Source organism: Mycobacterium sp., assembly GCF_040509115.1.
Taxonomy (GTDB): Bacteria; Actinomycetota; Actinomycetes; order Mycobacteriales; family Mycobacteriaceae; genus Mycobacterium.
The window spans coordinates 1-11,491 of record NZ_JBEVLO010000206.1 but is presented as its reverse complement, the minus strand read 5'-3'; the positions used below and the strand labels follow the sequence as shown (position 1 = coordinate 11,491).

Genomic DNA, 11,491 nt, shown 5'->3' with positions numbered 1-11,491 from the left:
GGCGCCGGGGCGTCGTAGCCGTGTCGGTGGACGGCGTTCCAGATCCAGACGGCGCTGCCGATGCGGGCGGGATCCACGCCTGCCCCGACCGCTACGACGATCCCAGCACCGTCACTGTGCGGCACCGTCCGCTCCGCAGTCAAGGCCTTCGATCCGTTGGCGCGCTGTTTGTAGTCCGACGGGTTGATACCGGAAGCCCTGACCTCGACGAGGAGTTCACCAGGCCGAGCCGGGGGGCAGGGCAGCTCCCCGACCGAGAATACTTCTCGGGCCGGACCGGGCCTGTCGTACCAGGCGGCGCGCATCACGACATCTCGTTTCGACGGGACGGATCGTGGCGTCCCTCGGTCGAAGGAGCAAAGTCCGCGAAACTGCCTTCCCGCTTACTGAGCCAGTACGAAATGCGTTGTGGACCCACACGATAGGGATCCCGGACGTTCAGTTTTCGCGCCGCGTCGACGGGCCAGTTGGGGTTGTGCAGAAGCTCACGACCCAGACCGACGAGGTCCGCTTGGTCGTTGGACAAGATCGTCTGCGCTTGCTTCGCGTGCACGATGTGTCCCACTGCCATTGTCTTAAGGCCAGTGCGCGACCGGACTTTCGCTGCGTAGGGCACCTGGTAGCCATACCCCACCCTCGGGGCCTCAGGCCAGGGTGCGCCGGTGAGACCCCCCGTGCTGCAATCGATCACGTCGACACCGTGATCGGCCAACTCGTGCACTAGCTCGATGGTTTGATCCATGTCCCACTCGACGTCGACGCAGGACAGACGCACGAAGAGGGCCTTGTCCGCAGGCCAGACCCTCCGGATCCCGTCGACGATCTCCATCAGAAACCGCGAGCGATTCGCGGTGGATCCGCCGTAGGCGTCGGCGCGACGATTCGAGAGGGCGGAGAGGAAGGAGTGGATGAGATAACCATGGGCGGCCTGCAGTTCGAGTACGTCATACCCGGCTTGGTCGGCACGACGAGCAGCACTGACCCAGGACTCGATGGTTTGGCGGATGTCATCGATCGACATCTCCGTCGGCACGTCGGCTCCTTTCGTCGACATGGCGAGTGCGCTGGGTGCTAACAGCGGCCACTCTGGGGTCGCCGGGGGGTCGGGCTCATCGAACACCCACGGGGGATTCTTGCGCCCCTTACGGCCGGCGTGGATGAGTTGGAGACCCGGTATGGCTCCGCTGGATCTGATCAGGGCGGTCAATCGCGCAAAACGTGGAATCACACTGTCATCCCATAGTCCCAGATCGCCGAGTGTTCCCCGCCCCCGGCGATCCACCGTCGTCCCTTCTTGGAACACGAGGCCGGCACCGCCTTCGGCCAATCTTCCGAGGTGGACGGTGTGAACGTCGGTCGGGGCGCCGTCGACTCCGGAGTACTGCCACATGGGCGAGGCGACGATTCGGTTCTTGAGCCGTACCCCACGAATCTCCAAGGGGCTGAACAGATCGGCTGGCATCGAGCGGGTCTCCTCGGCGTCAGAGCAATGAAGCTGATACACGCCATGCTACCATCAGGCACGGTGTGCCACGATACGGAACGGGAAGGATGTCGACATGTCCGGCGACAGGGTGCTCGCGCATCGAGGGATTCAACAACCAAACAACACCACGATTCGCTACTCGGTCAGCGGGCCGAGGACGGGCCCGACTCTGGTCTTGATTCATGGTTGGGCCTGCGATCGAACGGACTTCGATGCGTTGACTGCCTTCCTGCCAACTGAGTACCGCGTCATCGCGGTGGATCTTGCCGAACACGGGGAGTCGCGGTCGGGGCGTTCGGTGTGGACGATCGAGGAGTTCGCCCGCGACGTCGTCGCCGTCGTGCACGCCGAGTGCGTCGACCGGTGCGTCGTGGTGGGTCATTCCATGGGCGGGGCGGTAGCCGTCGAGGTGGCTCGCCTGCTGCCGCAGGCTGTTTCGAGGGTGGTGGCCCTCGACGCGCTGCACTACCTGTTTCTGTTCCCTGCCGCCCACGCTCGACAGGCCGAGGCGATTATGCGACCTTTCCACGACGATTTTGCCGCGGGTGTGCGGGCGATGGTCAGTGCTGGTTCACCACCTGGGTTCGATCCCACGTTGCAGGAGGCGTACGCAGTGAGAATGAGTGGTGTTCGGCTGCCCGCCGGGTTGTTGGCGCTGCGGGGTCTGGTCGACTGGGACATGGATCGCGCCCTGAGCGAGGTGAGCCAACCGATCACGGTGTTCGCGGTGGCCGAGATGGTGTCTCAGGACGCCATTCATCGCTACGGCGATCGCCTCGACATCGTGCCAATCGCGCTCGGAAGTCACCACTTTCACGTCGAGTCGCCGAAGGGGACTGCCGAACTGCTTGCCTGCGCGTTCGCCGACTAAGGCACCCTGGAGCCTCTTCGGTTTAGCACGCCGAGATCAAGGTGGTGATCTCATCGGCCGCGGCCACGGTCAGCCGTGCGAGCGCGTCCTCCCGAGCGGGGTCGAATCGCATCTGCGGGATCGAAAGGGCGAGCGCCGCAACCGGCTGTTTCGACGAGTCCTTTATGACTGCGCCGATCGAGGAGACGTGGGGTCGGTACCACGCCGACATGTTCACCGAATAGCCGCGCTCCGCCGTCCGTTCGATCTCCTGGCGTAACTCGGCGGGACTGAGATCGTCGTACTCCGTTGGCTCGTCGCCGAGGATGTCGTCGATCTCCTCGGACTCGAGGCACGCCATGATCGCCACACCAGCGGACGTTGCACGCAGCGGTAGCCGGGTGCCCAATTCGAGGAAGACGCGAATTATCTGGGTGGTGTCCTCCCTTCCGACGATGATGCAGTCGTGCCCGTCGCGCAGCGCCAGGTGCACGGTCTCGTCGGTCTCCGCCGCAAGGCGTTTGAGGACCGGCGCGGCCAACACCTGTAGATCCTGCTTACCGGCGCCCCGCAGCCCGATGGCAAGCACCTTCATGGTCACACCCCAACGAGACAGGTCGGGGTCGACGATCCGCAACCACCCGGCTTGCTGCAGGGTCACCAGGCACCGCTGAACGGTGCTCTTCGGAATGCGGGTCGCCCGAGCGAGTTCGGACACGCCGATGGGCTGGCGAATGGCCACTTCCTCCAGGACGCGCAACGTGCTGAGGACGCTGTTCATCGACTGAACGCTGGTACGCGGCTTCGCGTCATCGGTCACGATGCGGTCCCTCCGCCCGAGCTGCACTGGAAGCAGACCGTAACACTTCGGCCGGCGAGTGATCGTCGGCCGAGCCGGTTGTGGCTCGTACGGGGTGCAGTCCGGTATCGGGGAGCGCCGCGGTATCGGACCATCGTCCTCGTACTACCATGTGGCACATCGTACTGCCTAGTGGAACGGAATCTCATGGACTTGACGATTGTTGGAGACGTCGTAGTAGCCGGTCGGCCTCGGCCCGCGGTCGTCGACGATCCGCAGCCCGGCGACTCGGCCTTCGGGTTGCTGAGAGGCGGCGATTTGACCATCGGCAATCTCGAGGCTCCTCTCACCGAGTCCGGAAATCGGGCGGAGAAGCTCGTCGTCATGCGGACCCCTACCTCCGGAGCGGCGGAACTGGCGAAGTTCGGCTTCGATCTGATGTCGTTGGCAACCAACCACGCCCTCGACTACGGCGTGGAGGGAATGCGCGATACGGCAGCCTCTTTGGACACCGCAGGTGTGCTGCACGCGGGTTTCGGGGCGTCCGTCGACGAAGCGAACCGTCCCCGTGTGGCTGCCGTTGGAACCCACACCCTTGCCTTCTTCAGCTTCTGCTCGGCGCTGCCCTCGGGGTACAACGCGACCGCCGATCGCGCCGGCATCGGCGCGATACGCGTCCGTCAAAGCTTTGAGTTCGACAGCGGCTTCCTGGATGAGACGCCCGGTACACCGCCTTTCGTGCACTCGAGCGCGCACGAGTCCGACGTGCAAATCGCCGAAGCTGCTATCCGAAAAGCCAAGGAAGACAACAACTTCGTGGCCGTCGCCCTGCACTGGGGGGTGCCGTTCTGCTACCTGCCGACGGCGCAGGGGCCGCTGGCCCGGTATCAGCAGCCGCTCGCGCGGCGTTTGATCGACGCGGGAGCCGACCTCATCATCGGCCACCATCCGCACTGCCTACACCCGGTGGAGTTCTACCGGCACGGGCTCGTCCTCTACTCCACCGGCAACTTCCTCTTCGACTGGTGCGACGGCTGGAGCCCCGACTCGATGGTGGCGACGGAAAGCGCGCACCTGTCCGCGCCGTATCAAGCACGGCTCATGGCCGGTCCCTGGTACGAGAGCGCCGTGTTCCGGGTGGGCCTCGGCGGACCGGCGGGGCCGACACTGCGTCTGCAGCCCATCGAGTTGGACGCCGATAGCCAGCCAATCATGCCAAGGCCGGAGGTCGCCAAGAGCATCCTCGCATCGTTCGCCGCGGCGTCGCGGGAACTGGATCCGTCGGTGACCGTCGACGCCGATGGTTCGGTGAGACCCCGCCGTCGGCGCTAGAGGTGGCTGGCGGCACCGTCACGCACTCGCGGGACCCTCTTGACACCTTGGGACGCCACTGTCAGTGTTGTATTGCATTACGGCATGACGTGCCACATTGTGGCACGAGCGAGCCTGACCGGATTGCCCCGACGAAAGGTCGTCACAATGTCCAGTTCTGCCGTCCCGCTAGCGGGCAGCGAATCCTTCCCGTATCTGAAGCGGGGGACCGACTATCCCGATGTCGGTTTGTCGGATCCCGCCCAGCGCCGCAGCACGTTCGCCGCGAAGCTGGACGAGGTCCAGGCGCGGCGAGTCGAACGGCTGCTGTCCGACAACGTGGTCGTCAGCTTCCACGACCATCCGCAGCTGCTGCCCGCGGATCTCGCCGACACGGCTCGCTACCTGCATACCAAGCAGGTCCACACGGCGTTCGCCGAGCTGAGACGATCCGGGCTGACGGCAGTGTTCGACAACTGGTTCGGCATCCTGGGGTCCACGACCCCGTCGGGGTGGAAGTGGGACGACCTCGTCACGGCCCTCGGCATGCGCTTGGCCGACATCGCCCACCAGGACGGCGTCGTCGTCGCCCGCACGGTGCACGACATCCACGACGCCAAGCGCAACGGCGACCTCGCCTTCGTCATGGGCACCGAATCCTCCGGCGCCATCGAGAACGAGCTGGACCGCGTCGACGTGCTCTACGGTCTCGGCATTCGGCAGATGGGCTTGGTGTACTCGGACTCCAACAGCCTCGGCAGCGGCCAGGCGGAGCAGCGCGACGGCGGGCTGACCACCTTCGGTCGCCGAGCGGTGGAACGCATGAACGCATTGGGAATCCTCGTCGACGTCTCGCATGCCAGCGACCGAACGACCCTCGACGCGATCGCGGCGTCCTCGGCACCGATCGCCGTCACCCACGCCGGCTGCCGTGCGGTCTGGCCGATCGCACGGCTGAAGACAGACGAGGCGCTCAAGGCGCTAGCCGAACGAGGCGGGGTGCTCGGCCTGGAAGCGGCGCCACACACCACCGTGTCCTACGGCCATCGTTCCCACACGATCGAGTCGGTCATGGACCACTTCGAGCATGCCGTCGACGTGATGGGCATCGACCACGTGGCCTTCGGGCCGGACTCGCTCTACGGCGACCACGTCGAATTCCACCACGCGATCAGCGAAACGCTCGGTCTCACAACGATGCTCGACCCTGGAGACCTCATCTATGACAGGGTCTCCCACGTCGACGGGATGGAGAACCCCACCGAGAACTTTCGCAACATCACCGGTTGGTTGGTGGAGCATGGCTACAGCGACGACGACATCACGGCGGTCCTGGGCAGAAACATCCTCCGATTACTGAACGAGGTATGGCGATGATCGACATCTTCCCGCGCATCACCGAAGAATTCGGCAAGAACCTGGCCGACGTCACCGACCTGTCTCACCGCATCAACGCCCACCCGGAATTGGCTTTCGAGGAGTACGAGACCTCCGCGGCGATCATCGAGCTTCTCGCCGAGAGCGGCTTCTCGGTGCAGGACGGGGTAGCGGACCTATCCACTGCGTTCACGGCGTCCGCGGGAACCGGCGATCTGGTATTCGGCATCTGCGCCGAGATGGATGCATTGCCAGAGATCGGCCACGGCTGCGGCCACAACGTCATCGCGGCATCGGCAGTCGGTGCCGCCGCGGCGCTGGCCCCGTTCGCCGACGAATTGGGCCTCACCGTAAGGGTCTTCGGCACACCCGCAGAGGAGAGCGGAACGGGGAAGGAGATCATGATCGACCGCGGCGTCTTCGACGGCACGCACGCGGCGATGATGGTGCACCCTTCGCTCAAAGACGTTGTGGAGCCGACGTTTCGCGCGTCACGCTCGTGGCGGGTGACCTACTCCGGGCGATCCGGCCACGCTTCGCGGCCGTGGAGCGCCCTCAACGCCGCCGATGCGACGGTGATCGCCCAGACGTCCATCGGCCTGCTGCGCCAACAGCTCCGCGACGGCATCCTGGTACATCACGTGGTGCGGGAGGCCGGCTCGGCGGTCAACGTGATCGCCGATCGCGCGGTGATCGACTGCATGATCCGCTGTGACACCTTCGACGAGATCGAAGACGTCTGGCAGCGGGTGCGCCGATGCTTCGAGGCGGGCGCGCTCGCGACGGGCACGACCGCCGAGTTCACGTCACTGCCCTCGGTCTACCGCGAGTTCCGCCACGACCCGGATCTGGCTCCCATCTTTCGTGCGCACGCCGAGTCCGTGGGCCGTACGTTTCCCGAGTATCCCGACACGTTGTTCGGGTCCACGGACATGGGGAACGTCTCGCAGCGGATACCTGCGCTGCACCCCATGTTGTCCTTCGACCTGCCCGCCCACGCCGGCAACCACACCGCGGAGTTCGCCGCCGCTGCCGCAGGCCCCAACGGCGACCGGTTCGTCCGCGACGGCGGGCTGGCGATGGCCCTTACGATCGCCGACGTCGCACGATCCGACGGGATCCGCGCGCGACTGCTCGCCGCGAAATCCCCGACGCCCACCGAGCGGAGCTGACACCGATGAGCAACGACGCAATCGAGCACGCGCTCGACTCAGACACCAAGCTGACCGCGCGCGGCCGACGTGCCATCATCGCCGGGTCGGTGGGGAACCTAGTGGAATGGGTCGACTGGGCGATCTACACGACGTTCGCAGTCGTGTTCGCGCCACTATTCTTTCCTCCCGGGGACCGGGCGGCGGCACTGCTGTTCACCCTGGCGGTCTTCGCGGCGGGGTTCGTGATGCGGCCCGTGGGCGCCCTGGTACTCGGTGCCTACTCGGACCGCCATGGTCGCAAGAAGGCGCTGGTCCTATCGATCAGCCTGATGGCCGGTTCCTCGCTAGCCATCGGCTTGACTCCTACCTACGCGACCATCGGCATCATGGCGCCGGTCATACTCGTCGTCTGCCGACTGCTGCAGGGATTCTCCGCTGGCGGCGAATTCGGCTCGTCGGCAACCTATTTGGTAGAATCTGCGGCACCGAACCGCCGCGCGTTCGCAGGATCGTGGCAGCAGGTGTCGGTGGGGGCGGGTTTGTTGTCGGCGGCCGCAATGGGGTCGATCATCACCAGTGCGTTGTCACCGGAGGAGCTGTCGAGCTGGGGCTGGCGGCTGGCGTTCATCGTTGCCGCGATACTTGGTCTCGTCGGATTGTGGCTGCGCTCCGCGGCCGAGGAAACCGAATCGTTCGAGAGAGCCCGCAACCAAGAACAGGAGACGGGCGGTGCCCAACGTCCCGCCGTCTTCAGGACGTTTCGTGAGTACCCACGGGCGGCGTTGCGCGTATTCGGGATCAACGTCGCAGGCACCCTGCTGTACTACATCTGGTTGTCCTATCTACCGATCTACGTCAACGTCACCACCGGAATGCCATTGAGCGAGGCGCTACGGGCCAATGTCATCGCCATGGTCGTCTTCATCGCGCTGCTGCCGTCCGCCGGGCTGTTGTCGGACCGGATCGGTCGCAAGCCCACGCTGATCTTCTTCGCGGTGGGTTTCGCCGTGTACGCCTGGCCGGCTTTTCACCTGCTGAACGGTCAGTTCTGGAACCTGGTCGTGATTGAAGTCATCGGAGTCGTGCTGCTGCTGGGCTATTGCGCCAACGCAGCGGCGATCATGTGCGAACAGTTTCCGGCGGCAATACGTGCGAGCGGGATAGGCGTGCCCTACGCGATGGCAGTCGCCCTCTTCGGCGGTACGGCGCCATATGTCCTTACCTGGCTCGGTTCGAACGGTCTGGGGCACGTCATCTGGGCATACTGCGCCATAGCCGCGGTGATCGGAGCATGCGTCTACATCAGCATGCCCGAAACCAAGGGCGCGCAGATGGACTAGCTGCGGGCGACGCCGTTGCATCATCCTCACGGAGCGAGCCATTGCGGAGGAGACCCTCGTGCACGTGCGGCCCGGCGACCGGATGGTTGCGGCACCGCCACCGCCCCACCAATCGTCAGCTCTCCGTGGAGGTTTCCATGTTGCCCCTGAGCGGTGTGACCGTCTTGACACTCGAACACGCAGTCGCCGCCCCCTTCGCGACGCGCCAACTGGCCGATCTGGGAGCGAGGGTGATCAAAGTGGAGCGAACCGGCTCCGGAGACTTCGCGAGGCAGTACGACGAATCGGTCAACGGCTTGGCGAGCTACTTCGTGTGGCTGAACCGGTCGAAGGAGTCCATCTCCATCGACGTCAAGCGCGACCACGGCCGAACGTTGTTGCACCGCATCGCCGCCGGCGCAGACGTGATCGTGCAGAACCTCGGACCGGGTGCTGCAGAACGACTGGGGCTCGGCGCCGAGCAGGTACGCGCGGGTGACCCCAGCAAGATCGTGTTATCCATCACCGGCTGGGGCAGTACCGGGCCATGGGCCGACCGCAAGGCATACGACCTGCTGGTCCAATGTGAAACGGGGCTCGTGTCGCTGACCGGTACGCCGGGTGACATGGCGAAGGCGGGGGTGTCGGTGGCCGACATCGCAGCCGGCATGTACGGCTTCTCCGGTGTCTTGGCCGCGCTCTACCATCGGCAAATGAGCGGGGAGGGAGCCACTCTGGAGGTGTCGTTGTTCGAGGCGCTGGCGGAATGGATTGGGCAGCCGGCCCACTTCACGGCCGCAACCGGCAGGCAACCCGGCAGGTTCGGCGCCGAGCACGCCACCATCGCGCCCTACGGGCCGTTTGCCGCTGGCGACGGACACGTGATTCTGCTCGCCATTCAGAATCAGCCGGAGTGGCAACGGTTGTGCCACCATGTGTTCGACGATGCTCAGCTAGCTTCCGATGGCCGCTTCGCGACCAACACACTGCGGGTGCAACACCGCGCCGCCCTCAACGAGCGGGTCGCTGCGCATTTCCGTGCCCGTACTACCGCCGAACTCGCCGAACGCCTCAACCGGGCGCGACTCGCCTTCGCCGGGGTCAACACGGTGCGCGAGTTCCTCGACCACCCGGTTCTGGCCGGTCGTGACCGGTGGCGAACGGTCGGTACCGAAGCAGGCCCCGTCCGCGCCTTGCTCCCACCGTTGCAGTTCGGCGACGACGAGGCTCGAATGGAAGCGGTGCCGTCGCTGGGCCAACACAGCGTCGCCCTGGCTCGCGAGTTCGGGTGCGAGGACGACAGCATCCGCACGTTGCTGCGCACAGGGGTTCTGCAGTCCCCGCCACCCGACGACTTCCTCGGGGACCGAACCTGATTCGACGTCCAAATCCGCCCCGACGGTCTGACGAGGCACCCGCAAGATCTTCGTACGCGGGCGGTGTGTCCGTCTCATGACAGTCAGCGTGCGACCCGGCCGACCCAACGGTGCGGCGTCGTCCTTCCTGAGTGGCGTAGTCAGGGAACCGCTCTCGGGATCGCCGACTACCATTCCCCTGCGGCCCGACGACGAGGTTGCCATCGCCTCGCCCAGTCACACGGTGGCGGGGCTGCTGCGCGCCGCGTCCGCCACTGACGACGAATGGGGCGATCGGCCGTTGAACCTGCCGTCACTGCGAACCACCGTGGGCGACATGGTCACTGAGTTACTGCGCCGATCGCCGGCTACGCACTTGATCACGTGGCGTGAGGACCCGGGCATCCGGCGGATCGTGCAAAGCTGGCCGAGCCGGTTCGACATGTCACGAGCCGATGCGCTTGCCGATCCCGGTGCCGCAGGGCGGGCGGCGGCGTTAACAATCTCCGCGACGGCCTGCCAGCGATCGTGGCCATCGAACGAACGCGCGACGCCTCCCACAACAGCCTCCGGCACGGTGGGTTGATCATGGACACGCTGGTCACGGTTGTCCGCGTCCTTCTCCCCGAGTTGGACGTGGTAATTGCCAAGGGAGGCATCACTTCCGCGGAGGTCGCGCGCGCGGGCGTCGGCGCACTCGCGGCGGTCGGCTTCGACATGGACGCCGCGCCGAGCAGCTGACGGCCCCCGGCTCCGCGTCACGGTCCATCCACGGCGAGCGCACGCATCCGTGAGGACACCGCGCCGGCGCTCGGGCCTTGTTTGGCGTTCTACTCGCCGTTCTTCTTACCAGCTGAATCTGCGGCACGAATCCGGTTGCGGTTCAGGCGACGTCGCCAGTTCGTTCGGCGATCATCGAGGTCTTGAACCAAGAGTCGGGTTTGAATGGAAAGCGGTCGTCCACATCGCTGCGGACCTCGCTGCCCAGGCCTGGTTGGTCGGGCACGAAGACCCACCCATCCTTCACCTCCGGCGGTTGCGTCAACAGATCGCCCAAGGGCCAGATTGGATCCCACTCGAAATAGAGTCTTTGGGTAACGTGCGGTGGCGCCGCGGCGAATACGTGCAAGTTCGACAACGTGTTCAACCCTCCGTCGCAGTGCGCGGTGTATCCGATGTTCCAGGCGCTGGCCATCGATTGAATGTGCCGAACCTCGGAGATACCACCTGTCTTGGCGGTATTTGCAGTAATGACGTCGACACCACCTGCCGCGATCAGCGACTTGACTCCAAATCGGGAGTACACGTTTCCGCCACTGGCCACGGGGATTGGGGAGGCCGCCGCTAGGCGAGCCATCTCCGCTGAGGTGAACGCGACGGAGAATGCGAAGCAGTCCTCGATCCAGCTCACGTCGAGCTTGTCCAATTCGTGGCACATTCGTAGGGCCGTCTTGTAGTCGCCGTACTCGGTGTTCGCGTCGACCAAGATGGTGAGCTCGTCACCGAATGCGGAGCGCAACGCTTTGACACTCTCGATGTCACCCCGATGCGGAAGCCCACGGCCACCGCGGATCTTCATCGCCCTGAAGCCTTGGTCGACATAGCGACTGGCTTCCTCGACGAGCAAATCCAGCTTGTCCAGGGGCTGCCATCCGAGCACGTGCCCACCGACATAAGCCTCGACCTTCGGCTGATCTTCACCGCCCCGCCCCAACAGTCGGTAGATCGGCACCCCGAGCTTCTTGCCCATGATGTCGTAACAGGCGGTGTCGATTCCGGAGATGCCTGCCACTCCGACTGCTCCGGTCTGGGTGACGCGAGAGAACATCCGTTCCCAGAG

At 65.1% G+C, this 11,491-nt stretch carries 11 protein-coding genes; 7 read left to right on the top strand and 4 right to left on the bottom strand.

All coding sequences use genetic code 11. The features are described from left to right. Together ABW137_RS14390 and ABW137_RS14385 are read right to left on the bottom strand one after the other, a co-directional pair. A partial coding sequence (locus ABW137_RS14390) for an alcohol dehydrogenase catalytic domain-containing protein (protein ID WP_526401019.1) occupies nucleotides 1–305 on the bottom strand: 305 nt, incomplete at its 3' end. Beyond that, nucleotides 305–1,462, bottom strand: a complete 1,158-nt coding sequence (locus tag ABW137_RS14385) for an NADH:flavin oxidoreductase/NADH oxidase (RefSeq protein WP_526401017.1) — start codon at nucleotides 1,460–1,462, stop codon at nucleotides 305–307. The genes ABW137_RS14385 and ABW137_RS14390, both read right to left, overlap by 1 nt. A gap of 97 nt (nucleotides 1,463–1,559) precedes the next feature. On the opposite strand from ABW137_RS14385, the gene ABW137_RS14380 reads away from it, so the two are divergent. Further along, complete coding sequence (locus ABW137_RS14380) at nucleotides 1,560–2,357, top strand: alpha/beta fold hydrolase (protein WP_526401015.1); 798 nt, start codon at nucleotides 1,560–1,562, stop codon at nucleotides 2,355–2,357. 22 nt (nucleotides 2,358–2,379) lie between these two features. On the opposite strand, the gene ABW137_RS14375 is transcribed toward ABW137_RS14380, so the two are convergent. Continuing rightward, nucleotides 2,380–3,156, bottom strand: a complete 777-nt coding sequence (locus ABW137_RS14375; RefSeq protein WP_526401013.1) for an IclR family transcriptional regulator — start codon at nucleotides 3,154–3,156, stop codon at nucleotides 2,380–2,382. A gap of 192 nt (nucleotides 3,157–3,348) precedes the next feature. Here ABW137_RS14375 and ABW137_RS14370 point away from each other — a divergent pair, with 192 nt between their 5' ends. The 6 genes from ABW137_RS14370 (at nucleotide 3,349) to ABW137_RS14345 (ending at nucleotide 10,392) form a co-directional block, all read left to right on the top strand. After that, nucleotides 3,349–4,467, top strand: a complete 1,119-nt coding sequence (locus tag ABW137_RS14370; RefSeq protein WP_526401011.1) for a CapA family protein — start codon at nucleotides 3,349–3,351, stop codon at nucleotides 4,465–4,467. Nucleotides 4,468–4,614: 147 nt separating this feature from the next. Then, nucleotides 4,615–5,823, top strand: coding sequence for a dipeptidase (locus ABW137_RS14365; RefSeq protein ID WP_526401009.1), 1,209 nt, complete (start codon nucleotides 4,615–4,617; stop codon nucleotides 5,821–5,823). Next, nucleotides 5,820–6,995, top strand: coding sequence for a M20 family metallopeptidase (locus ABW137_RS14360; protein WP_526401007.1), 1,176 nt, complete (start codon nucleotides 5,820–5,822; stop codon nucleotides 6,993–6,995). The genes ABW137_RS14365 and ABW137_RS14360 overlap by 4 nt, the downstream gene beginning before the upstream one ends. 5 nt (nucleotides 6,996–7,000) lie before the next feature. After that, complete coding sequence (locus ABW137_RS14355) at nucleotides 7,001–8,317, top strand: MFS transporter (RefSeq protein ID WP_526401005.1); 1,317 nt, start codon at nucleotides 7,001–7,003, stop codon at nucleotides 8,315–8,317. A gap of 137 nt (nucleotides 8,318–8,454) precedes the next feature. After that, on the top strand, nucleotides 8,455–9,672 hold the full coding sequence (locus tag ABW137_RS14350; protein ID WP_526401003.1) for a CaiB/BaiF CoA transferase family protein: 1,218 nt from the start codon (nucleotides 8,455–8,457) through the stop codon (nucleotides 9,670–9,672). 507 nt (nucleotides 9,673–10,179) lie between these two features. Next, the gene (locus ABW137_RS14345) at nucleotides 10,180–10,392 is read left to right on the top strand and encodes a hypothetical protein (protein ID WP_526401001.1); all 213 of its coding nucleotides are present in this window, start codon (nucleotides 10,180–10,182) and stop codon (nucleotides 10,390–10,392) included. Between the two features lie 142 nt (nucleotides 10,393–10,534). Here ABW137_RS14345 and ABW137_RS14340 read toward each other — a convergent pair. Then, nucleotides 10,535–11,491: mandelate racemase/muconate lactonizing enzyme family protein (locus tag ABW137_RS14340; protein WP_526400999.1), on the bottom strand; the 957-nt coding region annotated here is incomplete at its 5' end.

Bases quoted from the DNA above. Each gene is read 5' to 3' on its own strand.
- ABW137_RS14365 (WP_526401009.1), top strand. From the start codon at position 4,615: ATGTCCAGTTCTGCCGTCCCGCTAGCGGGCAGCGAATCCTTCCCGTAT.
- ABW137_RS14380 (WP_526401015.1), top strand. From the start codon at position 1,560: ATGTCCGGCGACAGGGTGCTCGCGCATCGAGGGATTCAACAACCAAAC.
- ABW137_RS14360 (WP_526401007.1), top strand. From the start codon at position 5,820: ATGATCGACATCTTCCCGCGCATCACCGAAGAATTCGGCAAGAACCTG.
- ABW137_RS14350 (WP_526401003.1), top strand. From the start codon at position 8,455: ATGTTGCCCCTGAGCGGTGTGACCGTCTTGACACTCGAACACGCAGTC.
- ABW137_RS14355 (WP_526401005.1), top strand. From the start codon at position 7,001: ATGAGCAACGACGCAATCGAGCACGCGCTCGACTCAGACACCAAGCTG.
- ABW137_RS14385 (WP_526401017.1), bottom strand. From the start codon at position 1,462: ATGCCAGCCGATCTGTTCAGCCCCTTGGAGATTCGTGGGGTACGGCTC.